This is a genomic window from Flavimaricola marinus (assembly GCF_900184895.1).
GTDB classification, from domain to species: domain Bacteria; phylum Pseudomonadota; class Alphaproteobacteria; order Rhodobacterales; family Rhodobacteraceae; genus Flavimaricola; species Flavimaricola marinus.
In genome coordinates this window covers 114,979-138,830 of record NZ_FXZK01000009.1, presented here as the reverse complement: position 1 = coordinate 138,830, position 23,852 = coordinate 114,979, and the positions used below count along the sequence as shown (strand labels likewise).

The window sequence follows — 23,852 nt, the reverse complement described above, 5'->3', positions numbered from 1 at the left end:
ACCAAGGAGCGACATATGCCTTTCGACTTTGACGAACACATCGACCGCCGCGGCACCCATTCGGCAAAATGGGACATGCTCGGCCCGTTTTGCGGGATCGAGGATGATGACGCGATCGCCATGTGGGTGGCCGACATGGATTTCCGAGCGCCGCCGTCGGTGACCCAGACCCTCGCCGAAGAGGTGACGCGCGGTGTCCACGGCTATTACGCCGATGACAGCGGCTGGCGCAGCGCCATCACCAACTGGATGAAAGCGCGCCATGGATGGGAGATCCAGCCCGAATGGCTCACCGCGACGGCCGGCGTTCTGAATGCCATCGGCATGATCCTGCAGGAGTTCTCCGCGCCGGGCGACAGCGTCGTGATGTTCTCGCCGATCTATCCGGGCTTTACCGGCATCACCAAGGCCGCGGGCCGGGTTCCCTTCTATTCGCAGATGAACCTCGTGCAGGGCCGCTACGAGATGGACCTCGAGGCGCTGGAGGAGAACCTGCCCGCCAATGCAAGCGTCGTTCTCCTGTGTTCGCCGCACAACCCTTCGGGCAAGATCTGGAGTGTGGAGGAACTGCGTGCGCTCGGGGCCTTCTGCGAGCGCCACGGTCTGTTGCTCGTCTCGGACGAAATCCATCACGATCTCGTCTTTTCGGGCGCACGTCACGTGCCGACCGCGATTGCCATGCCGGAGATCGCTGACCGCTTGATCACCTGTGCTTCGGCCACAAAGACCTTCAACCTCGCTGGCGCGCATTTGGCAGAGACGATCATCTCTGATCCGACGCTGCGCAAGCGCTTTGATGGCCGCGCCGCCGCAGTGGGTGCGCAGCATCACGGGCTGTTCGGAATGATCGCCACCGAGGCCGCATATGCGGGCGGGGCAGAGTGGCTGGACGCACTGCTGCTCTATCTTGCCGACAACCGCGATCATTTTGACAAACGCTTTGCTGCAGAGATCCCGAAGGCGCGCTCACTGTCCCTGCAATCCACCTATCTGTCGTGGGTCGATTTCTCGGAGATGGGCCTGCCGCCGGAAGAATTGCGCCGCCGCTGCAGCGAGGTCGCCAAGGTCGGTGTGAATGCCGGAACCACCTTCGGGCCCGGCGGAGAGCAGTTCCTGCGCTTCAACTTCGCCTTGCCTCGCGCCCAGCTTGACAAGGCAATCGACCGTCTCGTCGCAGCTTTCGCGGAGTAACGAGGCGCGGGCAGACCTGCCCGCACCATCCATTCAGCCCGTTCATTCAGGAACCATCCATGACCCAATCCATTTACACGGCCGAAGTCTCCGGCCAGCCGACCTTTGCAAAGAGCCCGGACGGGCAGCTCGACATCGCCCTTGGCCACCCCGTCGAGATGGGCGGCGACGGAGTCTCGGGGACAAACCCCGAACAGCTCTTTGCCGCCGCCTATATCGCCTGCTTCTCGGGCACCTCGATGATGGTGGCCAAGCAGAAGGGCCTGACCCTGTCCGGTGCGCCAGAGCTCACCTGCACATGTGCTCTCGTCAAGGGTGACACGGGCCCCGGCTATATCTTTGACGTTGGGCTGACGGTGTCGTTGCCCGGTTTAACCGAGGCCGAAGCGGACGAGGTCGTCGCAACAGCAGATGCCATTTGCCCGATCTCAAACACGTTGCGCGGCCAATCCCGCGTCGCGATCAGGAAGGGCTGATACGCAATGCCCGACCAATCCCTGGCAAAACGCAATATCGCGGTCCTCACCGTTGCCCAATCCCTTGGCGGGGCCGGTGCGCCAGTCGTGGTGTCGCTCGGCGGCCTGGTGGGGCAGAGCCTGTCTCCGACCCCCGCGCTCATCACCCTGCCGGTCAGCCTGTTCAGTCTCGGCCTTGCGATCGGTGTGGTGCCTGCGGCGATGCTGATGCGCGCCCTCGGGCGGCGCGGTGCTTATCGTATTGGCGCCATGTTGGGCGTCGTCGGCGGGCTGGTCGCAGCCTTCGGGATCTCGATCGGCTCCTTCCTCGTCTTTTGTCTCGGGACGATGGGCGCCGGACTCTATGCGTCATTTGTACAAAGCTACCGTTTCGCAGCCACCGATCAGGCGGAGGGCGATCTGCGCGGCAAGGCAATCTCCTCGGTGATGATCGGCGGCCTCATCGCGGCGTTCATTGGGCCACAGCTGGTGATCCTGACGCGCGAAGCGGTGCCCGGCGCGCCGTTCATGGGCAGCTTTCTCAGTCAGGCGGCGATGGCGCTCTTGGCGATACCGGTGTTGTCTCTGCTCCGGGTACCTCCGCCGCAAGAGCGCCTTGACGGTGCTGCGGGCGGGCGCGGCACATTGGCGCTGCTGAAGAGCCCGGACTATGCTCTTGCCCTGGCCGCCGGGGTGGTTTCCTACGGGCTGATGTCCTTTGTGATGACGGCGGCTCCCGTCGCCATGGTCAACCACGGACACGGCGTCGATCAAGCGACCCTCGGCATCCAGTGGCACGTCCTTGCAATGTTTGCGCCCAGCTTCGTGACCGGCCGGTTGATTGCCCGCTACGGCAAGGAGCGTCTGACCGCCAGCGGTCTTGCCATGATCGGGATCGGCGCCATCGTCGCCTTGTCAGGCATGGCGGTCTGGCAATTCTGGGTCTCGCTCGTGCTTCTGGGCGTCGGCTGGAACTTCGGCTTTCTCGGTGCGACGGCGATGCTGCTCGACACCCATACCGAGAACGAACGGGCCGTTGCACAAGGGACCAATGACTTCTTCGTCTTCAGCACAGTTGCTGCGGCCAGTTTCCTGTCTGGTGGCATCCTGCAAAGCGCCGGATGGACGATGGTGAACCTCGTCGTCTTTCCCGCCATTGCCCTGGTGCTGGTGCCTCTGGTCTGGAAGAGCCGCACCCGGACAGGTGCCGACGCTCAAGTGCCGGACGCTGCCGAGATCAACCTCACGCCCCGACCGGAGCCAAATCAGTAAGGGCTCGCGATCCAGCGTCAGACGGCCGCGACATGCCCCGGCAATGGTGGCGGCCGTCTGGCGAACCGATGCTTCAGGCCCTTCCGAAACAACGCTTTTCAATCAATCCCATTGCCCAGACACTATCGCAGCGCATCTCGACGCTTGCGCGGCCGGCTTTGGCTGAATTTTCCGGCAGAAACCGCCGCATTGGCCTGCCCGCTGCCGCGTTGGCTGCCAATTGACGGGCCTTCGGACCGCACCACTTGTGCGACTCCGAGAGACGTCGCATCCTTTCGGCACTCAACGGAAGGGCATTTCCCATGAAGGTTGTCGTTATGGGCGCTGGAGTCATCGGCGTCACGACCGCGTATTACCTCGCGAAGCAGGGGGCCGAAGTCGTCGTCATCGACCGTCAGGTCGGTCCCGGGCTGGAGACGAGCTATGCGAATGCCGGTGAACTCAGCTATGGCATGACCTCGCCCTGGGCCGCTCCCGGTATTCCGATGAAGGCGGTCAAGTGGATGTTCATGAAACGCAGGCCGCTCTTCATCTGGCCGCTGATCAGCCCGACCATGTGGAAGTGGTGCGCGCAGATGGTGCGCAACTGCAACGAGGAGAGCTATCGCCTCAACAAGGGCCGGATGGTTCGGGTGTCGAACTATTCGCGCGACGTCATGCCCGATCTGATTGCCGAGACCGGGATCGAGTACGATGGCCGTGAGCAAGGCACATTGCAGCTGTTTCGGACAGCCAAGCAGATGAAGGCCTCGAAGGCGGATCAGGAAATTCTGGCCGAATACGACTCCCCCTACGAGGTGCTTGGACGCGACGCCTGTATCGCTGTCGAACCTGCGCTGGCCGAGGTTCGCAACAAGTTTGTCGGCGGCTTGCGCCTGACCGCTGATCGGACCGGGGATTGCCGTTTGTTCACCATGGCGCTGGCCGACAAATGCATCGACCTGGGGGTCGAATTTCAATATGGTCAGTCGATCCGCTCCATCGCGATCGAAGACGGCAAGATCGCCGGTGTGAACACCGAGATCGCGGGCCGCATCACTGGCGACGCCTATGTCTGTGCGATGGGCAGCTATGCGGTGAATGTCCTGAACCCGATTGGTGTCAAATTGCCCGTCTATCCGGTCAAGGGATACTCGGTCACTCTGCCAGTCACCGACGACGCGTTCGCACCGCAATCGACCATCATGGACGAAACCCACAAGGTCGCCATCACCCGATTGGGCGACCGTATCCGCGTTGCCGGAACCGCGGAGATTGCCGGGTATTCCAACCGCCTTGGTCCGCATGCAACTGACACGGTCAAGCATGTGATCAGCGATCTGTTCCCAAAAGGTGGAGACATCTCTCGCGCAGAGGGCTGGACGGGGCTGCGACCGATGACCCCGGATGGCACACCCGTTCTCGGGCCGACGAAGTACGACAACCTGTTCGTCAATACCGGTCACGGCACGCTGGGTTGGACGATGGCTTGCGGTTCGGGCCGGGCCGTCGCGGACGTGGTCTTGGGCAAGACCCCGGAAATCTCACTCGATGGACTGACCGCAGCGCGCTATGGCGGCTGACCCGGTGCAGTTGGAAGGGTCCGTTCAGGGATGGATCGCCCAGCGAATGGCGTAGGCGACGATCGCCAGCGCCAGGACGCTGCCAAGCCAAATTGCGAAGAACCAACCGAACTTTCGGAGGGCGGTATTCCGCATCAGTGATACCCTTCTTCGGGATTAACCTTCCCGCGAAACAACCAATAGGCATAGCCCGTATAGATGAGGATCAGAGGTACGAGGACGAGCGTCCCGACCAAGGCAAACCGAAGGCTTTCATCCGGTGCGGCCGCTTCGGCAATGGTCAGGCCGGGCGGCACGATGTTGGGATAGAAGCTGATCCCGATCCCGATGAAACACAGCACAAAGAGGCCTAGCGCAGCAAGGAAAGGCTGAGCATCCTTGCCGGCATTCAGGCCTGCGAACAGAGCCCATGCTGCCGCGATCACCGCTCCGGGCATGATCACGCTGAAGACGCTGCCCGGCAGATTGAGCCACCGCTGGAAATACACGGGGTCCTGAAAGGGCGTCATGAGGCTGACCACGCCGATGAAGCCCAAAGTGCCCGCACCGAGCCACCATGCATGGCCCTGCATTTGTCGCTGAAGGCTGCCTTCAGTCTTGAGAATGATCCATGTGGCTCCGAGCAGAGCATAGCCCACGACCACCGCAAATCCGGTGAGGATCGAGAACGGGCTGAGCCAATCCCACCAGCCACCTGCATAGGCGCGGTCGGCCACGTCGATGCCCTGCACCAGCGCGCCGAGTGCGATCCCCTGCATGAAGGCTGCCACCGTCGACCCGCCAAAGAACCCGACATCCCAAACGGGCTTCCAACGCTCTGTTCGCCAGCGATACTCGAAAGCCACGCCGCGAAAGATCAGCGCCAACAGCATCAGGATAATCGGCATGTAGAGCGCAGGCATGACGACGGCATAAGCCAGCGGAAAGACCGCGAAAAGCCCGCCGCCTCCGAGCACGAGCCACGTTTCGTTGCCATCCCAGATCGGGGCGATGGAATTCATCATGGTCGCTTTCTCCTGCTCGCCATTGGCGAAGGGAAACAGGATGCCGACCCCGAGGTCGAAGCCGTCGAGGATCACGTAGGTCAAAACCGCGAATGCGATGATCCCGGCCCAGATGAAGGATAGTTCAAACATGGTGAGGCTCCTTATTCCCCGGGAATTGCGTCGCGGTCGGTCTGCATGACAGGTGTAAGGCCGGCCGTTCGGATCGGACCATCCTCCAGCCCGAGATGTGGCGTGCTGGCGGGTTTGTTCATCATCCTCAGCAGGTAGAAAGTGCCCGCTCCGAAGATGAAGAAATACACCACGATGAATGCCAGCAACGAGGCTGCGACGGCCGGAGCGGCGACGGGCGCGAGGCTGTCGCTCGTCCTGAGCAGGCCGTAGACAGTGAACGGTTGCCGCCCCACTTCGGTGGTGATCCAGCCGGCGAGAACGGCGACAAAGCCCATCGGACCCATCATGATCGCTGCACGGTGAAGCCATTTGTCGTCATAAAGCTTCCCACGAAAGCGCCGCCAGATGCTCCACAGGCCGAGGCCGAGCATGGCGAAGCCGAGCCCGACCATCACCCGAAAGCTCCAGAATACGATGGCCACGGGCGGTTCGTCTTCGTCGGGGATCGTGTCCAGACCGGCCAGCGGCGCCGTCCATGAATGCCTCAGGATCAGGCTCGACAGGTTCGGGATCTCGACTGCGTAGTCGATCCGTTTTTCCGCGGGGTTTGGTATCCCGAACAAGATCAGCGGCGCGCCGTCGGGGTGGCTGTCGTAGTGGCCTTCCATCGCCATGACCTTGGCAGGTTGGTGTTCCAGCGTATTCAGCCCGTGCGCGTCGCCGGCAAGGATCTGTAGCGGTGCGACGACGATCAGCATCCACATGGCCATGGAAAACATCCGGCGAGCAGAGGCGTCTGTCCGGTCCCGCAAGAGGTGGAGGCCGCCGACCCCGCCGACCACGAGCGCGGTCGTCAGATAGGCGGCCAGCACCATATGCACCAGCCGGTAGGGGAACGATGGATTGAATATGATCTGCCACCAGTCCTCGGGCACGTATTGCCCCAGCTCGTTGACGCTGTAGCCCGCGGGAGTCTGCATCCAGGAATTGACCGACAGGATCCAAGTGGCCGACATCAGTGTGCCAAAGGCGACCATCGCCGTGGCAAACATGTGCAGCCCATCACCGACCCGTTCACGTCCGAACAGCATGATTCCAAGGAAGCCCGCTTCGAGGAAAAAGGCCGACAGGACTTCGTATGCCATCAACGGGCCGAGGATCGGCCCCGTCTTGTCGGCAAAGACCGACCAGTTGGTTCCGAACTGATAGGACATCACAATGCCAGAGACGACACCCATGCCGAAGGCGACGGCAAAGATCTTTTTCCAGTAATTGAAAAGGGTCAGATAGGTCTGCTCGCGCGTTTTCAGCCAAAGGCCGTTGAGCACGGCCAGATAGCTGGCAAGTCCAATCGAGAAGGCGGGAAAGATGATGTGAAACGAGACGGTGAATGCAAATTGCATTCGGGCCAGTGTCTCGGCAGTCAGGCTATCGAACATCGTGAGTCCTCGTTTCTCTGTGCGGAGCGGCTGGTGAAGGCACGCGCAACCCATTTGACCGGTGGTTGGCGATCACTGCAATGCGCGACCGACGTGCGAGCATCGACGCCGTTGCAGTTGGCTCCGAGGCCGAGTCCGGTGACTGTAGCGCCGGATTGCCTGCTGGGGATGTGTCTTGAGCAGCAAATCCATGTTCTGTCGGCAACGGAGCCGACTGCAAGTTTGGCCGGATTTTGCCGCATCTCCTGACCCGGTCCGGAAACGACAAGGTATGGATCGCGGACCTTGCGGAAATGCAGGCTGGTCGTTTGCCGGTTCCGAGGTTCATCGCAAATATCCTATATTTCAAATATCGGTTTGCGGCGTTGCATAGATTGGTTCAATTGCAAAAGCAATACTTCCAATATAGCTTTGCCCTGCGACAACAGGATGCACCATGAAACTGACCAGCTACACTAACTATGCCTTGCGTTCCTTGCAGCTCGCTGCGCTGAAATCGCCCGATCTGGTCCGCGTCGATGATGTCGCCGTGATCCATAACCTGTCACGCCCCCACATCACCAAGATCGTCCATGAACTTGGGAAGGCTGGCTATCTGGAGACCGTCCGTGGTCGTGGCGGTGGATTCCGTTTGGCTCGAAATCCCGACGAGATCATCGTTGGCGATGTGGTCCGGATCACCGAAGGTCCGCTGGATGTGGTCGAGTGCTTCAACCCCGAAAAGAACACCTGCCCGCTCATGGGTATCTGCATTCTTTCGCGCAAGATGCAGGAAGCCACGGCGGCGTTCATGGCGGTTCTCGATGACCTCACGATCGCGGATATCTCCGCCAATCGAGGGCAACTGATGGACCGCATCGCACCTCTGGAGCTGCCACGGGGCTAGTCGAGGCTGCGATAGTCGCCTGCAACGGCAGGCGATCCACCGATGTGTCGAGACGATCTGGATTGCAGATACCGGCCGCCGCATGTCCGGATTCCGGACCGGATTCTGGCAGCGATCCGACCGATTTTCCAGCTTGGTGACAATGTCACCGAAGCCTGACGGGATAATCGATATAGAGAATATAGCTTTTCGCACTGCCACAGCAAAGGCGGCGAATCACTATCACTCCGGGCGTCGATAACTGCCCGATCAATCGAGGACATCACATGACCTATCCTGTCGATCTCTCCCGCAAACCAGAGGTCTCGCCCCACTTCGACGAGGCAACCAACACCATCACCTATATCGTGAAGGATCCGAACAGCGATCATTGCGCGATCGTGGATAGCGTGCTGGATATCGACTATGCCGCCGGCCGGATCACCTATGACGCCGCCGATGCGCTGATCGCCGAGATCAAAGAGCGCGGCCTGATCCTAGACTGGATCATCGAAACCCACGTGCACGCCGATCACCTGAGCGCTGCCCCCTATCTGCAGGAAAAGCTCGGCGGCAAAATCGGCGTCGGCGAAAAGATCATGGTTGTGCAGGAAACCTTCGGCAAAGTCTTTAACGAAGGCACCGAGTTCCAGCGCGACGGGTCGCAGTTCGATACGCTGTTCAAGGACGGCGACACCTACATGATCGGCACGATGCCTGCATTTGCCATGTTCACGCCCGGCCACACACCTGCATGCATGGTTCACGTCATCGGTGACGCCGCATTCGTAGGCGACACGCTGTTCATGCCGGACGGCGGCTCGGCCCGTGCCGATTTCCCCGGCGGCGACGCAGGGGTGCTCTATGACAGCATCCAGAAGGTGCTGAGCCTGCCCGACGAGATGCGCCTGTTCATGTGCCACGACTACGGCCCGAACGGCCGAGACATCCAGTGGGAAACCACGGTGGGCGACGAGAAGAAGCACAACATTCACGTCGGCGAAGGCAAGACCCGCGAGGACTTCATCAAGTTTCGCACCGAGCGCGACGCAACGCTTGGAATGCCAAAGCTCATCATCCCGTCTTTGCAGGTGAACATGCGCGCTGGCGAGGTCCCGACGGACCATGACGGCAATCCGATGCTCAAAGTGCCGATCAACGCGATCTGACCCGGGAGCGAGATCATGGATATCAAGAAACTCACTCCGAACCTCTCCGTCAGCCCGCAAATCATGCCAACGGATATGCAGGCTGTAAAGGAAGCAGGCTTCCGCGCGATCATCTGCAACCGGCCCGATGGCGAGGGTGCCGATCAGCCGACCTTCGAGAAAATCTCGAAGGCGGCGAGGGACGCGGGCCTCGAAGCGGCCTATCTGCCCATCGTCGCAGGGAAGGTGACGGATGAGGACGCACTGGCCTTTGACAAGGTCAGCGCCGATTTGCCGGGTCCGGTTCTGGCCTATTGCCGCACCGGCACGCGGTCAGCGACACTGTGGTCTCTGGCCCAGGCAGACAAGCGCACGCTCGTCGACATTCTCGCCGCGACGACTGCGGCAGGCTATGACATGGGTGGCGTCGTCAGGCGCATTGCGAACGGCGGCAAGACCCCGACGGAAACCGGTGATGCCACCTATGAGATCGTGATTGTCGGTGCGGGCGCGGGCGGCATCGCCGCGGCCGCCAGCCTCAAGGCCCGGAAGCCGGGCCTTGAAATCGCGGTTATCGATCCCGCCGATGTCCATTATTACCAACCCGGTTGGACCATGGTCGGCGGCGGCATCTTCGGGCCGGAGCAGACCGCCCGCACGATGGGGTCGCTGATCCCAAAAGGCGTGCACTGGATCAAGGCGGCCGTGGCCGCTTTTGAGCCGCAAAACAATGCGGTGATCCTTGATGGCTGCCGCGTGGTGAAATACAAACGCCTGATCGTCACGCCCGGCCTCAAGTTGGATTGGCACAAGATCGACGGGCTGGTCGAGACCTTGGGTCAGAACGGCGTGACGTCGAACTATCGCTACGATCTCGCGCCGTATACTTGGGAGCTGGTCCGGGGCATGAAGGCTGGCCGGGCGATCTTTACCCAACCGCCGATGCCGATCAAATGCGCCGGCGCACCGCAGAAAGCGATGTATCTGTCGGGTGATGCATGGCATCGGCGCGGTGTGCTCAAGGATATCGATATCCAGTTCAACAACGCGGGCGGAGTGCTGTTTGGGGTCAAGGACTATGTCCCGGCGCTGATGGACTACGTCAAGAAGTACGACGCCACGCTCAACTTCTTTCACAACCTCGTCGCCGTCGACGGGCCAGCCAAAAAGGCGTGGTTTGACGTATCGAAGCCGGACACCCCAGTGGAGCGTGTCGAGATGGAGTTCGACATGATCCACGTCTGTCCGCCCCAGACTGCGCCCGACTTTATCAAGGTCTCACCGCTCGCCGATGCCGCGGGTTGGGTCGACGTCGATCAAGCGACACTTCGGCACAAGACCTACGACAACGTCTGGTCCCTCGGCGATGTGATGAATGCCCCCAATGCCAAGACGGCCGCGGCGGCCCGTATTCAGGCGCCGGTCGTTGCAGAGAACATCATCGCGGACATGCGCGGCGGCTCACCCGTGGCGCAGTACAACGGATACGGGTCCTGCCCTCTCACGGTAGAGCGTGGCAAGATAGTCTTAGCCGAATTCGGCTATGGCGGTTCCATGCTGCCCAGTTTCCCAAAGACCATCATCGACGGCACGAAGCCCAGCCGAGCCGCGTGGTTCCTCAAGGAAAAGATGCTGCCGCCGATCTACTGGAAAGGCATGCTGAAAGGCCACGAATGGATGGCAAAGCCCGAAAAGATCGGCGCGAAATAGCGTAATTCGCGGCCCCTGCATGTTCTGTGGGGGCCGCCTCAACTCTTTGAGTATGAAATGAAAACTGCACTGATGCGCCATCTTCCCATTCTGACATGGGGCCGTGTCTACAACCGCACGGCATTGTCCAATGACCTGATGGCGGCCTTGATCGTCACGATCATGCTGATCCCGCAGTCGCTGGCCTATGCGCTGCTGGCCGGTCTGCCGCCTGAAGCCGGTCTATACGCGTCGATCGCGCCGATCATGCTCTATGCCGTCTTTGGCACCAGCCGCGCCCTCGCGGTGGGTCCTGTGGCGGTCGTCTCGTTGATGACGGCGGCCGCGTTGAGCAACATCGTAGAGCAGGGCACGATGGGCTACGCTGTCGCGGCGCTCTCACTTGCCGCGTTGTCCGGCATTATCCTGCTGGCGATGGGCCTGTTTCGGCTTGGCTTCGTGGCGAACTTTCTGTCTCACCCCGTCATTGCGGGTTTCATCACCGCATCCGGTATCATCATCGCCGCAAGCCAGCTCAAGCACATCCTCGGGATCAATGCCGAGGGACACAATCTGTTCGAACTGGTCATGTCGCTTGGCGAACATCTGCCTGAGACGAATTGGGTCACGGCGATCATCGGCGTCCTTGCCACCGGGTTTCTGTTTTGGGTCCGAAAGGGTCTGAAGCCGCTGTTGAAGCGGTTCGGTCTTTCGGATGCCCTGACGGGGGTGCTGGTGAAGACCGGGCCTGTCGTTGTCGTTGCCGCGACGACGATTTCCGTCTGGGCCTTTGGCCTCGCCGACAGGGGCGTCAAGATCGTCGGTGCCGTGCCGCAAAGCCTGCCGCCTCTGACCTTGCCATCGTTCTCGCCCGATCTGCTTGGTCAGCTGTTGGTGCCGGCGTTCCTGATCTCGATCATCGGGTTTGTCGAATCCATTTCGGTCGCACAAACCCTTGCCGCCAAGAAGCGCCAAAGGATTGACCCGGACCAGGAGCTGATCGGCCTCGGTGCCGCCAATGTCGGTGCCGCGCTCACCGGCGGTTTTCCGGTGACGGGTGGGTTCTCGCGCTCTGTCGTCAACTTCGATGCAGGCGCCGAGACGCCAGCCGCCGGCGCATTCACCGCAATCGGTCTGATGATCGCCGCGCTTGCATTGACGCCGCTGATCTACTTCCTGCCCAAAGCCACCTTGGCCGCAACGATCATCGTCGCCGTCCTGAGCCTCGTCGATTTCTCGATCCTCAAGCGAAGCTGGGACTATTCCAAGGCGGATTTCTCGGCCGTGCTTGCGACGATCGTCATTACTCTGGGATTTGGGGTTGAGGCCGGTGTTTCTGCGGGCGTGGGTCTGTCGATCCTTCTGCATCTTTACAAGTCGTCCAAGCCACACATCGCAGAAGTGGGCCAGATTGCCGGGACCGAGCATTACCGCAACATCCTGCGCCACGACGTGATCACCGATCCTAGGATTGTGTCGCTTCGGGTGGACGAGAGTCTGTATTTCGCGAATGCCCGCTATCTTGAGGATCAAATCCAGGATCGTGTCGCCGGCGACAAGGCCGTCCGCCACGTCATCCTTCAATGCTCCGCCATCAACGATATCGACTTCAGCGCGCTGGAATCTCTGGAGGCGATCAACAGCCGATTGCACGAAATGAACGTCAAACTTCACCTGTCGGAAGTAAAAGGTCCGGTGATGGACCGTTTGAAGCGTGCACATTTCCTGTCTGAACTGACAGGCGAGGTCTTTCTCTCGCAATTTGCGGCAGATCGGGCGTTGAGTAAAAGCGCGGTCGTGCCGGGCGACATTGAAGCAATCGAGGGTGTCACGGAGGGCACGGAACCGGCCAACGGGCAAGCTTAGATCGTCTGAGCGAGGGTCGAGACTTGGTGGCGTGGGGCAATCGAGCGGCTGCCACCGGCCAGCGTGATTGGCTTAATGCTCCTATATTGCAGCTCGGACCAACCAATGCCTCGACGATTTACGGCTCACGGCCGTCTCTGCGATGGCTGAAACGGCCGGGCTGCTGGGAAATCGCGGGGACGGTGTCGATCACTGGCTTTGGCGCACCGTGGCGCTCGGTCGATCCGTCTACCCGGCCTTCGGCGGGCCGAGCGGCTTGAGGTCCTTGAAGGGAATACCGGTGCTGGCCTCGTATTCCGCCTCATCCCAGAAGCCGATGAGAATGCCCGTTTCCGCCGCTTTGCCCTGACGCGCCAAGAGCTCCGGAGTGACGGTGATCCGCGTGTGATGCTGCATCGACCAAGCCAGCAGAGCCTCCTCCAGACGGGCGCGGACCTCGCGGTGTTCGGCCTTCTCTGACGCCCCAAGATCGGTGAACTCGTTTGGATCGGTTTCAAGATCGAAGAGGACCGGCCGGAAGCCTTCGCACCGGACATATTTCCAGCGCCCGTCAAAGATCATCACGGTGCGCGCGTCTTCTTGCGCGACATCGAGCGCGCGGGCCATTTCGAAGCTCGAGTAGTCGTGTTCGCTGATGGCATAGCGTCGCGAGAAGCCATCCGTGCCATGCAATAGCGGCGTCAGATCGCGGCCTTCGACGACTTGCGGTTTTGGCGGGCAACCGAGGGCGTTCATGAAGGTTGGCGCAAGGTCGATCATCTCGACCAGCGCGTCGCTGGTGGTGCCGCGGGTGCTGTCGGCTTCTGGACGCGGGTCTGCGATGATCAGAGGCACCTTGGCGGCGACCTCGTGGTAGAAATCCTTGTCACCCATCCAATGGTCGCCCATGTAGTCGCCATGGTCCGAGGTGAAGGCGACGATGGTGTTCTCGCTGAGCCCGCTTTCGTCCATCCACGCAAAGAGTCGCCCGAGATTGTCGTCCAACTGCTTGATCAGGCCCATGTAGGCGGGAATGACATGCTCACGCACATGATCGCGTGAAAAGCTGCGGCAAACCCGCGCCTGTTGATAGGCGCGAAGCAAAGGGTGGTCGGTCTCTTTCTCGCTCTCTGACCGGATCGGATCGACGATGTGTTCGGGCCCGTACATGTCGTGATAGGGGGCCGGCACGATATAGGGCCAATGCGGCTTGATATAGCTCAGATGACAAAGCCACGGCTGGTCGCTCTGCATCGCGTCCGTCATGAAATCGATGGCGCGGTTCGTCATATACGCGGTTTCCGAATGCTCCTCGGGCACGTTCGCCGGCAGCCGGGAATTCTTGAGCAGCCACGCCGACATCAACTCCCCATCCGGATCGAGGCCGGAGTTGGCGAAGTCTTCCCAGGGGTTGTCGGACGTGTAGCCGAGGTTGACCAGATAGTCGTCATAGGCCGACCAGTTCTGCCGCGCACTGTCGGGGTGGAGGCCATCATCGCGTTCGAATGCTTCGAATCCGCATTCGGCGACCCGGACTCCGATCTCGGACGTGGGATCGATGCCAAGCCATGCCATGCCTTCGCGGTCCGCTATCATATGCGTCTTGCCGACCAGAACGGCGCGGGCCCCGGCCTTGCGCAGATGGTCGCCCAAGGTGGGTTCGCCTACTCGCAGGGGGATGCCGTTCCATGTGGATCCGTGGCTGCGCACATAGCGCCCGGTATAGGCCGACATCCGTGACGGGCCGCAGACAGGCGACTGCACATAGGTATTGGTGAACCTGATCCCTCGTGCTGCCAAGGCATCGATATGCGGCGTCTGCAAATGGGGATGGCCATAGCAGCTGAGGTAGTCGAACCGAAGCTGGTCGGCCATGATCCAGAGCACGTTGGGTTTCTTACTCATTCGGTGAATTCACTTTCGCATATCGTGTCGATGGGGCGCCGGGCGAATTTCTCCAACCGCTCCAGATAATCCAGAAAGGTGGTGATTTCCTCGGGCGAGAACTCGGCCCGGAGCGCATCGCGTCGCCGTTTCATGACGGGTGCCACCTGCTCGTAGACGGCGCGCCCCGGTGGCGCCAGAGAGACGAGCACTTGCCGCCCGTCGATACGGTCTCGCTCCATGGTCACGAACCCCTTGTCGCGCATATCCGGCAGGGCGCGGCTGAGGAGCGAATGGTCGGCGCGCTGGATCTCGGCCAGTTCGCGAATCGTCATCGGGCCGGCCTTATACAGATCCCACAGCGTGCGCCATTCAACCGTCGACAGGTTGCCTGCCCGGTGGAGCAGCTTGTGCGCCTGCGTCCGCGTCGCCGCGTAGACTGCCGGTAATCGCGAGAAAACATTGTTGTCTTCTCGCGCCTTGCGATTGCGCAGCCGCGTCTCGTCCGTCTCGGGTCGCTTTCCCATGGCGTCCTCCTCCCGTCGGATTAAGCACGAAAAAAATTAACGTGACAAGTCACATAATTTCTGTAACGCTTTGGGTATCGCCCCTGCAAAGGGGCAAGTGCCTTTGGAGGAAGGCGCCAGTCAAATGGGAGGAAAGATGATCAAAAAGACACTTTTTGGAGCGGCTCTTGCGCTCGCCCCGCTCGCTGCTGCGGCACAGGTCACCCTGACGGCCGAGACGACAGCACCCGGTTCCACGCCGCACTATATCGACACGACGCTCGCCGCGGTGCTCGACAGTGCCGGTGTTGCCACCCTGCAAATCACCGAAGGTGCGACGCTCACCAATTCGGTTCAGGCCGTCGCGGAAGGCCAGCTCGACATGGCGCCAGCGCCGATGATCCTGCCATTCTTGCTCTCGCGCGGGATCGGGCCCTATAGCGGCATCGGTGCCGAGGAAGGCGCGAAACTGGCCGACAATATCCGGGCGATTGCCTTCAACGCAGGCTCTGCTCAGATTTTTGGCCATTACAACAATGCGCCGATTGAGGATATCCGTGATCTTGCGGGCCTGCGGATCTGGAACGGTCCGCCGCGCGGTGCGGCCCTGACTTCGGGTCGCGCGATGATCAAGCTCTTGTCCGGCCTCGACGATGGCGAGGGCTATGAGGGCATCCAGAACGCGTGGCCCGATACGGTCGGCACGATCACCGGCGGCGGCGCAGACGCGTGGACGATCCCCGAGGGCCTGCCTTCCGGTCGCCAGATCGCCATCGCAGCCGCGGGTGGCATCACCATCTATGACGTGCCATCCGATCTCTTGGCCAGCGAACTTGGACAGCAGATCGTCGCGGCGCCCGGCCACGCGCCTTACTCGCTTCCGGTTGAAGAGTTCCGCGCAGCCTATGCAGGCAACGACATCACGATCGTGACCGATGACGAAACCTTCGACAGCTTTGCCACGGCCTTTGCCCAAATCGTGCCGGCCACGATGGATGAAGAGCTTGCCTATGAAATCACCAAAGCCTTTCTGGCAGGCGAAGAGCGTTTCCGCACCGGTTCCCCCCGTGGGCCGTTCCTGAACATGTCGTTCGGCGATATCGACGGCGTGAGCCAAGGCAACTGCGGCTCCGTCACGGTGCTGATGCACCCCGGTGCGATCCGCGCCTATGAGGAAGCAGGGCACACTGTTGCCGATTGCGTCCGGCCCTGATCCGACGCTTCTGACGGGCTGCGAAGGCGGCCCGTCATCTCCATAACCGGAAAAAGTCATCTGCGGAGTCTGTCATGACCACTGCGAACTCTGGCCGTCCTCTTGGCAAACGCATTGCCATCGTCCTTGCACTGATCCTCGTCCTTGCCGGCATGCTGAACACCATGCCCGAGATTCCGGGGCTGCAGGATTTCGCACGTGACCTGACTGGGCAGAAGTTCTTCCGCGTTTCGAATTTTCCGACCGAATTCTTCTATCCGCCCGTTTTCCTGCTGATGATGGTGATCGTCGCCCTCGACGCCAGCGTCTATCGAGATTGGAAGGAGTCGCGGCCCGAACGTGCGTGGCTCGGCCTGCTATTGGACGCCGGCCTCGTCCTCGCAGCGTTTCTCGGTGCCTTCGGCTATCTGGTAGAGATCGACAGCGTCTGCCTGCTGGACCAGATCAGCGGTGAGCGCGCCCGCCTGATCGCCGACGCCGCCGAACGGTCAGCCGGTGCAATCCCCGGCATGTCGCTGGCAGCAGAAGTCCCAGCATGTCAGGCGAGGTTCGGCGCCCTGACCATTCCGTTGCTGTTCACCATCATCACGCTGTTCTTCATGTACAATGTGAGGGTCTGGGGCGCTCCACTCGTGGTCGTGGCAAGCATTGTCGTCCTCTACACGGTCGGAACTGCGATGATCTGGGTGTTCGACCTGTCGGACAATAACTTCCTGTTGACCAAATTGGGTGCCGACAACGGCGACGTGATGGCTGCGGCAACCCAGAAGGCGACGAATGTCTTCATCACTCCGGACGGCTTCATGGGGCGGTTCATGGACATCATCGTCGGACAGGTCTTTCCCTATGTCATATTGGGCGCCTTGTTTGGCACGTCGGCGGGTGGCGTTTCGCTCATCAAGCTCGCTGTCCGGTCGACCCGGAACCTGCGGGGTGGGCCGGCCCACGCGGCCATCGTGTCATCCGCCATGTTCGGAACGATCACCGGCGGCCCTGTCACCAACGTCCTGTCAACCGGGCGCTTGACGATCCCGATGATGCGCCGCAACGGCTTCTCACCGACCTTTGCAGGCGGGGTCGAGGCGGCGGCCTCGTCGGGGGGGCAGATCATGCCGCCGGTGATGGGCGTGGCGGCCTTCGTTCTCGTGGCGCTGACGGCGGTCCCCTATACCAAGGTTATCACCGCGGCATTCCTGCCGGCCATGTGCTTCTTCTTCTCGATCTTTCTCGCGGTCATGTTTCAGGCCCGGCGGGAGAAGGTCGAAGCTATGCGAGAGATCCCAGAGGATCTGGTGATGGTCCGTCAGGACTGGCTGAACCTGTGCATCATCTTTCTGCCGATCCTGACCATCCTGATCCTTCTACTCGGCAACAAGGACGCGATCAGCACTGGCTGGTTGTCAGTCGTTCTGCCGGGATTCCTGACGCAGATTCTGGTCAACGCCACCGGCGATGCCGTCTCTGCCGGGTGGTGGGCGGTGGTGGTCCTGCTGCCGCTCCTGTTTCTCGATCCCGAAACACGGGCGAAGCCGAGCAAGGTCCTCATGTCCCTTGCCGAAGGCGGTATCCTCATTTCGCGCCTGTTCCTGCTGTTGTTCGCGGTCTCGATCATTGCCGCCTTCCTGAACGAAAGCGGGCTGACAGGCGAGCTGACCCGTGCGGTCACCTCTTGGCTGGAACAGGCGCAAGTGCTGCGGGTGTTCGGTGCCGAGATCCACATTGCCGGCGGGGTCTACCTGATGCTGGCGCTGACCTGCGCGATGTTCTGCGCGATCATTCTGGGCATGGGGATGCCGACGGTGCCGGCCTATGTGAACGTGGCGCTTCTGCTCGGCCCGCTCCTGGCCAACCTTGGCGTCAGCTTCTTTACCGCGCATATGTTCGTGTTCTACTTCGCCGTTGCCTCGGCGATCACGCCGCCTGTTGCAGTTGCGGCCTTCGCGGCGGCGTCGATTACAAGGGCCGAACCAATGCGGACCGGCCTTGCGGCGGTCCGGGTCGGTATCGTGATGTTCACGATCCCCTTCGTCTTTGCCTGGTATCCGGAAATCCTGCTCATCGAAGAAGCGATCACCATCACCAACGAGGCCGGACAGCGGGTCTTGATCGACGGGTATTCCGGTCAGGTCGATTGGGGGCACTTGGGCACGTTGCTCATGCGCCTTGCGCTTTCCCTCTATCTGGTGGCCTCGGCGCTCGCGCGGTTCGACAAGAGCAAGATTTCAGCGCCCGAAGTTGCACTGAGACTGCTGATCGCCGTCTTGATCCTCTGGAAAACGCCGGTGATCATGGCCATCGGCCTTGGCAGCGCGGCTTTGCTGCTGGGGTGGCATCACGCTGTCAAGAAAGCAACGCCGGCGCTCATTCGATAGCATAGAGCCGCATCAGAACGGATTGCTCCTTGCGGGCACCTGTGCCGACGAACAGGGTATGGTTCACCCAGGCGTAGCGCTCGTCGCCGGTTTCCAGTCGGGCGTGTGTCCGCATGTAATATGAGAATGGGGAAACCTCTTCGCCGAAGGCAATCGCTTCGATGATCTCTTTGGGACCATGGCGGTAGCCGTAGTTGATGATCTCGATTATCGCGCCGTCGTCCGTTTCAAGCGCATAGCGCGTGTCCAGCTCGGCCATACCGTCGGAGAATATCGTCTGCCAATCGGCGCCGACGTTCAGAACCTTGCCGGACAAGCGCGGCCCCGACATCGAGCCGCCGATGATGGGCACGATCCGGCGGCGCCCCGCACGCCCTTGCCCCATCTCCTTGATAGGACCCAGCTCTACGGTCAGGTCGGCGACGTGCACAAGGTGCGGAGTAGCAAGCTGCATGAGATCGGTCCTTCTTCGGGCTGGCGCAAAAACCGGGGTTGATCGGCGCCGTCATGCGGGCATGTCGACCACACCGACACCGGGGATCGTATCGCGGGCCAGTTCGACAAGATGCGCGTGATGGGTAAACAAGATGGCCTGACCACCTTTTCCAATCTCGGCACACAATTGCAGCGCGGCTCGCGCACGAGTGTCGTCGAATGTTTCCATGATGTCGTCGAGCACCATCGGCAGCGGTCCCGGATCACGGGCAAAGGCCCGATAACCCGCCAGCCGCAGCGCGAAATACAGCTGGCCCATGGTCCCGGTCGACATCTGCTCGACAGGGACGGACCCGCCGCCAGGCTGGATTCCCACGAGCTTCTCACCTTCGTCCTGACTCCAGACGTCGACGCCGGTCCATGCGGGGGCGGTCATCGACACAAAGGCTTCTTCTACATCCTGCAACATGCTACTGCGCCGCTCCGCAGCCAACCGTCGCAACGCGCCCCGCGCCGCGAGCACCCCGAGCCGGGCGACAGCGGCTCTATGAGCGCCGTCCCGCAACTCCTCGAGGATGGTCGCCTGCTCGGTGGCCAGGTCGCTTCGATCCGCGGCGTCGAAGGCCTCCTTGTATATGCGCTCGGCTTCACGCTGGGCATCGCGCGCTGCGTCGCGGTTGTCTTGGGCGTCCTTCTGTTCGATTTCGAGCTCCGTCGCGCGGACGGCATCCGGAAGCCGGGCAAGTTCATCGATGAACAACTCCGGATCCACGCTGTCCCGTGCGCTCTTGCGCTCCTTGTCGGCGGTTGCCCTCGCCGCGCGTTGTCGGTCCCGCTCCACCAGCTGCGCAACCCTGTCGGAGGGAGCGAGATCGGACGCGCCTTGCCCGGAAAAGCAGTCGTTCAACTCTGATTGCGCCTCGTTCCGGTTGGCTTCGGCGCGGTCTCTGGCAGAGATTGCAGCCTCCCGCCTTTCGGTCGCCTCGATACGTTTCTCATCGGCGCGTCGCGCGGCTGTGGCCCGCGCCCGTGCATCGTCGATCACCCGCAGGGGATCGGTCAGAGCCTCGTCCTCCGAAGTGCCAAGTATCCTGCACAGCCTTTTCGCACCGTCCTTCATGGCCGAGATCGCGCGTTCCAGCGCCTCGATCCGGGTGGAAAGCTTTTGCCGATCGGCGTGCAATTGCTGAAGTGCGCGCAAGTGCGGCAGAGCGGAACGCAAACCGGCGGGCGAACGATCGGTCAAAGGCAAGGTCGCGGTCAGGCTGTCCAACGAGCGTTCCGCTTCATCGCGTTCAGAACCGGCCTGCCTGGCCTCGGTATCGAGTTCCGCCACGGTCTCTTGCGCCTTTTGCCATTTGGTCCAGGCCTGCCGATGGCTGTCTTCCAGCGTCAGCGACTTGAGCGCATGGGACGGTAGATTGGCGATGTCGGTGTCCAGACCGACCTGCTGCGCCGCCTCGGAGAGGGCAGTGAGGGCGGCTGCTTTGCGGGCTTGCCGTGATTTAAGGGCAGCCTGCGCGTTGGCCAGGTCGGCCGCGGCCGCCGCGGCGGTGGTCAACGTCTGATGGCGCGCAGCCAGCGCAGATGCGGCACTGTCCTCGGGCAACCCAATGGCGCGACTGATCGAGGCGATCCGCTCAGACAAGCTTCCGTGTCGGTCCGCAATATCGTCCAGCCGTGCCTTGGCCGTATCCAGCCGCGCCTGCGCTGTCCGCTCCCTCGACCTTGCAGCTTGGAGGCGCTGTCGCGCTTCCGTGCCGGTCTGGTAGTGGGCGCGGGCACTGTCGTCGGCATACATGGCCTCTTCGAAGGCGTCTGCTGAGCGATCCGTCATTTCCGCCCGGTGGCCCTTCCAGGTCAGATCTCGGGTCCGGCGAGCCTGCTGGGTCGAGGCGATATCGACCGTATCCGGTGCGGCCTCCTGCGCTTCGCGCTCCGCACGTGCTTCGGCCAGTTCAGCGGCATGGGACTCACGCTCGTTTTCGGCGGACGTCAGTTGAGCCGTAAGCGTCAGGTATTCCCGCGCGACATCGTCAACGGTTTCGCGTGCTGGCAGCCCGGCCTCGATCAGGCCCTTCCATGTGGCGGGCAATCCCGCGACGGCATCGGTCAGTCGGGCAGCGGCCTGATCTGTTGCGGTTTCGTGCGACGTCAGATCGGCGACGGTCTGCCATGCGTCATGCGCCGCCCTGAGCGCTGACAGGTCCTGCGGTTCCTGTGGCGCCTCGCCCATCTGCTTGCGTGCGGTGTCGAGCCTGTCTTGTGCCGCCTTGGCAGCGGCCCGCGCGGTCAATACGTCTTGCGTCGCACGATTGAGATCTTCGAGCGCGTCGGGGGTGAGCACGAGGACACTCAGGGCCTCCTCCGATACCGAGAGCTTGGTCAGAACATCGCGGATCAACCGGTCCTGCTCGCGGATCTCGTCAAAGCGCCTCGCGAGGTCTGCCTGCGCGGTCGTCGCGCGTCCCATGAGGGGTGCGCCGTCGATGGTGAGTTGTTCGAGCCGGGCCAACTCTGCCGCAAGCGGTTCGGCCAAAGGATCTGCCGCATTTTCGGAGATCGCCGTGTCGAGGCGGAGGATGTCTTCTGCGGCCTCGGCCAAACGGGCCTCGAGATTGGCGATCTTTTCGACCAATCCGGCAACCCGCTCGCTCGTGTTCAAGGGCAGGTCAGGTCCGCTTGGGAACGCTGTGAGCGCCTCGTCTATGCGCGTCAACTCGTCAGACCGGCCATACCAGACCTGTGCCGCCTTTGCCGCTGCCTGCCGCTGGTGAGCCTGCCGCAACGCGGCGGCGGCCTCCTCAAACGCGGCTGTGGCGCGGTCCCGGTCGCGGCGCAGGCTGCGTTCGCGCTCGATCGTCAGGCGGTCGGCACGCAGCTCACGTCCAATCTCGGTCAACCGATCCTTGCCGGTCTTGAGCCATGTGGCCCGCCCATGCTTCTTGTGAAAACCATCCGCCCGCGCGGATAGCTCATCCAGGGTCGCGGCGATCCCCGTAAGGCCAGACACGCCCGCGTGGAGGAGTTGGCCCAGATCACCTTGGGCCCCGGCGATCCGCTCCCCGCCACGGCGCAGACTTTCGTCATTCAGCGAAAACCGCTCGGTATAGGCATCGCGGTCGAGACCGTGCAAAGCGCCCCCAAGGATCGCCTCTTCGAGAGGCCGGTCCTGCGCGTCGAGAAGCGACCGGCTCCGCTTGCCATTGCGGCGCAAAATCACTGCTCCACGACCGGGCAGGTCAAGCTCCGCACCCACAAGCAGATCACTCCGCTCGAACTTGAAGGCATAAGGGTGCGCACCGCCTTTGAATCCAAACAGCAGGTCCATAAATCCATGGAAGGCCGTGGATTTTCCCGCCTCGTTGGGGCCAAAGATCACCGTCACGTCGGCAGCGCCGTTACCGTGTTTTGGCAAGACGATTTCGGCATCCTTGAAGCGGCCGTAGCGGATGAGATCGAGCCGGTTCAGCCTCATTCCGCACCCCTCGCATGCAGCGTCTTCGACACCTCTGCTATGGCCTCGGCGAGGAGGCTGTCGAGGTGATCTTCGTCCAACTCGTCAGCGATTTCGGCAGGCAGGGCCAGTCGCAGGTCTTCCAGCATTTCGCTCGCAGCAAGGCGAAAACCGGATTCGTCGAGTTCCTCTTGCATGAGCCGAACCAGATCGTCCGGCACAGCTCCGGGTTTGGCGGGTGGCGCGACGACCTTCACCTTGTCGAGGTAGACGCCGTCGATGTTCTCCAGCAGCTCGCCCGCCAATTCGGAGATCATCTCCGTGGCGAACCGATCCGAGATCACCTGCAAGCGCACCGCGGTGTCGCGTCCATCGACGCGGGCCGCTCGAAGCCCGTCGAGCAGGCTGCGCAAGACCTCTTGCTGATTGGTGCATTCGGTCAGATCCAACGCGCATTCAGCAAAGCCCATCCGGCCGATATCGTGTCGCTGGAATTCAGGTGGCCCGTCAGCGAGGGTGACCATTGTCACGGTCCCGCCGCTGCGTTCACCGAAATGTCTGGGCTGAGGAATGCCGGGCATGACTGCAAGCACCGGCCCGCTGACCTTCTCGAAAGGCGCGTGGATATGTCCGAGACACCAGAGATCATAGCCGTTTGCCATCAGATCCTTGCTGGAACAGGGCGCATAAGGATCGTGTCCCGCCGCGCCATCGAGCGACGTGTGCATCAGCCCGACATTCCGTTTGCCTGGCACCGGAACAGGATAATCGGGCAGAAAGCTCTTGGTTTCGTGCGCGGCATCGAAAGACAGCCCGTGAAATGCGACTCCGGCAATCTCGACGGTCGGGGTTCCCTTGTGAAGCAGGTGGATATTCGGCCCAAGCTCGCCATGAGCCCGATGATCCAGGAGGGCGTCGTGATTGCCCCGGATCAAGACCGTCGGCACACCGGCCTCGGCAGCCCGTGAGAGTTGGGCGATCAGGAACGCACGCGATTTCAGGTCGGGATGATCGTTGTCGAAAATGTCACCCGCCAGAACCAGAGCGTCGACTTGCTCGACGATGGCGAGGTCGACCAGCCCGGTGAATGTATCGCGGCTTGCCTGCTTGAGCCGTTCGCCCAATTCGGGGTTTCGCAGCGCGGCAGAACGGATCGGGGAACCTAAATGAATGTCCGCGGAGATTAGAAGGCGCATGTTACCCCATCACGACGCCTGTGAACCCAAGCGTGTGAAATTCATACAAGTGTTCAATCTTTGTTTCCAGAACTAACCAAGCATGGCCTGCCAAAGCCGGTGGTGCGTGAGAGCGAGCGCCTGCGGGCATCTCTTCTGCGGTTGTCCGATGAATACGCCCGATCTTGCGCTGGACGGGGCAATATGGACCAGTGTCCCGCGACAC

The 23,852-nt window shown here is 61.6% G+C and carries 19 protein-coding genes; 11 read left to right on the top strand and 8 right to left on the bottom strand.

All coding sequences use genetic code 11. The features are described 5' to 3' along the window. Positions 1-15 precede the first annotated feature (15 nt). The 5 genes from LOM8899_RS17905 to LOM8899_RS17890 all read left to right on the top strand — a co-directional run bounded on the left by LOM8899_RS17905 (position 16) and on the right by LOM8899_RS17890 (position 4,480). The gene (locus LOM8899_RS17905; protein WP_093993618.1) at positions 16-1,191 is read left to right on the top strand and encodes a MalY/PatB family protein; all 1,176 of its coding nucleotides are present in this window, start codon (positions 16-18) and stop codon (positions 1,189-1,191) included. Positions 1,192-1,250: 59 nt separating this feature from the next. Continuing rightward, positions 1,251-1,667, top strand: a complete 417-nt coding sequence (locus tag LOM8899_RS17900) for an Ohr family peroxiredoxin (RefSeq protein WP_093993617.1) — start codon at positions 1,251-1,253, stop codon at positions 1,665-1,667. A gap of 6 nt (positions 1,668-1,673) precedes the next feature. Continuing rightward, the gene (locus LOM8899_RS17895) at positions 1,674-2,918 is read left to right on the top strand and encodes an MFS transporter (RefSeq protein ID WP_093993616.1); all 1,245 of its coding nucleotides are present in this window, start codon (positions 1,674-1,676) and stop codon (positions 2,916-2,918) included. A 68-nt stretch (positions 2,919-2,986) separates the two neighbouring features. Next, on the top strand, positions 2,987-3,142 hold the full coding sequence (locus LOM8899_RS23475; RefSeq protein WP_168770595.1) for a hypothetical protein: 156 nt from the start codon (positions 2,987-2,989) through the stop codon (positions 3,140-3,142). Between the two features lie 78 nt (positions 3,143-3,220). Continuing rightward, positions 3,221-4,480 (top strand): D-amino acid dehydrogenase, encoded by a 1,260-nt coding sequence (locus LOM8899_RS17890; protein ID WP_093993615.1) that lies wholly within the window; start codon positions 3,221-3,223, stop codon positions 4,478-4,480. A 24-nt stretch (positions 4,481-4,504) separates the two neighbouring features. On the opposite strand, the gene LOM8899_RS17885 is transcribed toward LOM8899_RS17890, so the two are convergent. The 3 genes from LOM8899_RS17885 to LOM8899_RS17875 are packed head-to-tail and all read right to left on the bottom strand — an operon-like array spanning position 4,505 to position 7,037. Further along, complete coding sequence (locus LOM8899_RS17885) at positions 4,505-4,615, bottom strand: DUF2474 family protein (RefSeq protein ID WP_093993614.1); 111 nt, start codon at positions 4,613-4,615, stop codon at positions 4,505-4,507. Continuing rightward, positions 4,615-5,616, bottom strand: coding sequence for a cytochrome d ubiquinol oxidase subunit II (cydB, locus tag LOM8899_RS17880; protein ID WP_093993613.1), 1,002 nt, complete (start codon positions 5,614-5,616; stop codon positions 4,615-4,617). The genes LOM8899_RS17885 and cydB overlap by 1 nt, the downstream gene beginning before the upstream one ends. An 11-nt stretch (positions 5,617-5,627) precedes the next feature. After that, entirely contained in the window at positions 5,628-7,037 is a 1,410-nt protein-coding gene (locus LOM8899_RS17875) for a cytochrome ubiquinol oxidase subunit I (protein ID WP_093993612.1), read from the bottom strand. Between the two features lie 436 nt (positions 7,038-7,473). Here LOM8899_RS17875 and LOM8899_RS17865 point away from each other — a divergent pair, with 436 nt between their 5' ends. The 4 genes from LOM8899_RS17865 to LOM8899_RS17850 all read left to right on the top strand — a co-directional run bounded on the left by LOM8899_RS17865 (position 7,474) and on the right by LOM8899_RS17850 (position 12,605). Further along, complete coding sequence (locus tag LOM8899_RS17865; protein WP_093993610.1) at positions 7,474-7,923, top strand: RrF2 family transcriptional regulator; 450 nt, start codon at positions 7,474-7,476, stop codon at positions 7,921-7,923. Positions 7,924-8,189: 266 nt separating this feature from the next. After that, positions 8,190-9,071, top strand: a complete 882-nt coding sequence (locus tag LOM8899_RS17860; protein ID WP_093993609.1) for an MBL fold metallo-hydrolase — start codon at positions 8,190-8,192, stop codon at positions 9,069-9,071. 15 nt (positions 9,072-9,086) lie between these two features. Next, positions 9,087-10,760 carry a bifunctional protein tyrosine phosphatase family protein/NAD(P)/FAD-dependent oxidoreductase gene (locus LOM8899_RS17855; protein WP_093993608.1) on the top strand — a complete coding sequence of 558 codons (1,674 nt, stop codon included), beginning with the start codon at positions 9,087-9,089 and terminating at the stop codon, positions 10,758-10,760. A 57-nt stretch (positions 10,761-10,817) separates the two neighbouring features. Then, the gene (locus tag LOM8899_RS17850) at positions 10,818-12,605 is read left to right on the top strand and encodes a SulP family inorganic anion transporter (protein ID WP_093993607.1); all 1,788 of its coding nucleotides are present in this window, start codon (positions 10,818-10,820) and stop codon (positions 12,603-12,605) included. A gap of 228 nt (positions 12,606-12,833) precedes the next feature. Here LOM8899_RS17850 and LOM8899_RS17845 read toward each other — a convergent pair whose 3' ends face one another. Together LOM8899_RS17845 and LOM8899_RS17840 are read right to left on the bottom strand one after the other, a co-directional pair. After that, positions 12,834-14,489 carry a sulfatase-like hydrolase/transferase gene (locus LOM8899_RS17845; RefSeq protein WP_093993606.1) on the bottom strand — a complete coding sequence of 552 codons (1,656 nt, stop codon included), beginning with the start codon at positions 14,487-14,489 and terminating at the stop codon, positions 12,834-12,836. Next, positions 14,486-14,995, bottom strand: a complete 510-nt coding sequence (locus LOM8899_RS17840) for a MarR family winged helix-turn-helix transcriptional regulator (protein ID WP_093993605.1) — start codon at positions 14,993-14,995, stop codon at positions 14,486-14,488. The genes LOM8899_RS17845 and LOM8899_RS17840 overlap by 4 nt, the downstream gene beginning before the upstream one ends. Before the next feature lie 136 nt (positions 14,996-15,131). On the opposite strand from LOM8899_RS17840, the gene LOM8899_RS17835 reads away from it, so the two are divergent. Both LOM8899_RS17835 and LOM8899_RS17830 read left to right on the top strand, forming a co-directional pair. After that, positions 15,132-16,187 carry a TAXI family TRAP transporter solute-binding subunit gene (locus LOM8899_RS17835; protein WP_168770594.1) on the top strand — a complete coding sequence of 352 codons (1,056 nt, stop codon included), beginning with the start codon at positions 15,132-15,134 and terminating at the stop codon, positions 16,185-16,187. A gap of 74 nt (positions 16,188-16,261) precedes the next feature. Next, complete coding sequence (locus LOM8899_RS17830) at positions 16,262-18,559, top strand: TRAP transporter permease (protein WP_093993603.1); 2,298 nt, start codon at positions 16,262-16,264, stop codon at positions 18,557-18,559. Here LOM8899_RS17830 and LOM8899_RS17825 read toward each other — a convergent pair. From LOM8899_RS17825 to LOM8899_RS17815, 3 genes are read right to left on the bottom strand one after another with little or no spacing between them, the layout of a single operon-like run. Further along, the gene (locus tag LOM8899_RS17825; RefSeq protein ID WP_093993602.1) at positions 18,549-19,013 is read right to left on the bottom strand and encodes a DUF3237 domain-containing protein; all 465 of its coding nucleotides are present in this window, start codon (positions 19,011-19,013) and stop codon (positions 18,549-18,551) included. The two genes, LOM8899_RS17830 and LOM8899_RS17825, sit on opposite strands and share 11 nt — an antisense overlap. Positions 19,014-19,064: 51 nt before the next feature. After that, on the bottom strand, positions 19,065-22,472 hold the full coding sequence (locus LOM8899_RS17820; protein ID WP_093993601.1) for an AAA family ATPase: 3,408 nt from the start codon (positions 22,470-22,472) through the stop codon (positions 19,065-19,067). Further along, a complete protein-coding gene (locus LOM8899_RS17815) occupies positions 22,469-23,647 on the bottom strand; it encodes a metallophosphoesterase family protein (RefSeq protein WP_093993600.1) in 1,179 nt (392 codons plus the stop codon). The genes LOM8899_RS17820 and LOM8899_RS17815 overlap by 4 nt, the downstream gene beginning before the upstream one ends. Between the last annotated feature and the right edge of the window lie 205 nt (positions 23,648-23,852).

Excerpts from the sequence above, each read along its gene's own strand:
- LOM8899_RS17905 (WP_093993618.1), top strand. The coding sequence starts at position 16 with ATGCCTTTCGACTTTGACGAACACATCGACCGCCGCGGCACCCATTCG.
- LOM8899_RS17900 (WP_093993617.1), top strand. The coding sequence starts at position 1,251 with ATGACCCAATCCATTTACACGGCCGAAGTCTCCGGCCAGCCGACCTTT.
- LOM8899_RS17895 (WP_093993616.1), top strand. The coding sequence starts at position 1,674 with ATGCCCGACCAATCCCTGGCAAAACGCAATATCGCGGTCCTCACCGTT.
- LOM8899_RS23475 (WP_168770595.1), top strand. The coding sequence starts at position 2,987 with ATGCTTCAGGCCCTTCCGAAACAACGCTTTTCAATCAATCCCATTGCC.
- LOM8899_RS17890 (WP_093993615.1), top strand. The coding sequence starts at position 3,221 with ATGAAGGTTGTCGTTATGGGCGCTGGAGTCATCGGCGTCACGACCGCG.
- LOM8899_RS17885 (WP_093993614.1), bottom strand. The coding sequence starts at position 4,615 with ATGCGGAATACCGCCCTCCGAAAGTTCGGTTGGTTCTTCGCAATTTGG.
- cydB (WP_093993613.1), bottom strand. The coding sequence starts at position 5,616 with ATGTTTGAACTATCCTTCATCTGGGCCGGGATCATCGCATTCGCGGTT.
- LOM8899_RS17875 (WP_093993612.1), bottom strand. The coding sequence starts at position 7,037 with ATGTTCGATAGCCTGACTGCCGAGACACTGGCCCGAATGCAATTTGCA.
- LOM8899_RS17865 (WP_093993610.1), top strand. The coding sequence starts at position 7,474 with ATGAAACTGACCAGCTACACTAACTATGCCTTGCGTTCCTTGCAGCTC.
- LOM8899_RS17860 (WP_093993609.1), top strand. The coding sequence starts at position 8,190 with ATGACCTATCCTGTCGATCTCTCCCGCAAACCAGAGGTCTCGCCCCAC.
- LOM8899_RS17855 (WP_093993608.1), top strand. The coding sequence starts at position 9,087 with ATGGATATCAAGAAACTCACTCCGAACCTCTCCGTCAGCCCGCAAATC.
- LOM8899_RS17850 (WP_093993607.1), top strand. The coding sequence starts at position 10,818 with ATGAAAACTGCACTGATGCGCCATCTTCCCATTCTGACATGGGGCCGT.
- LOM8899_RS17845 (WP_093993606.1), bottom strand. The coding sequence starts at position 14,489 with ATGAGTAAGAAACCCAACGTGCTCTGGATCATGGCCGACCAGCTTCGG.
- LOM8899_RS17840 (WP_093993605.1), bottom strand. The coding sequence starts at position 14,995 with ATGGGAAAGCGACCCGAGACGGACGAGACGCGGCTGCGCAATCGCAAG.
- LOM8899_RS17835 (WP_168770594.1), top strand. The coding sequence starts at position 15,132 with ATGATCAAAAAGACACTTTTTGGAGCGGCTCTTGCGCTCGCCCCGCTC.
- LOM8899_RS17830 (WP_093993603.1), top strand. The coding sequence starts at position 16,262 with ATGACCACTGCGAACTCTGGCCGTCCTCTTGGCAAACGCATTGCCATC.
- LOM8899_RS17825 (WP_093993602.1), bottom strand. The coding sequence starts at position 19,013 with ATGCAGCTTGCTACTCCGCACCTTGTGCACGTCGCCGACCTGACCGTA.
- LOM8899_RS17820 (WP_093993601.1), bottom strand. The coding sequence starts at position 22,472 with ATGAGGCTGAACCGGCTCGATCTCATCCGCTACGGCCGCTTCAAGGAT.
- LOM8899_RS17815 (WP_093993600.1), bottom strand. The coding sequence starts at position 23,647 with ATGCGCCTTCTAATCTCCGCGGACATTCATTTAGGTTCCCCGATCCGT.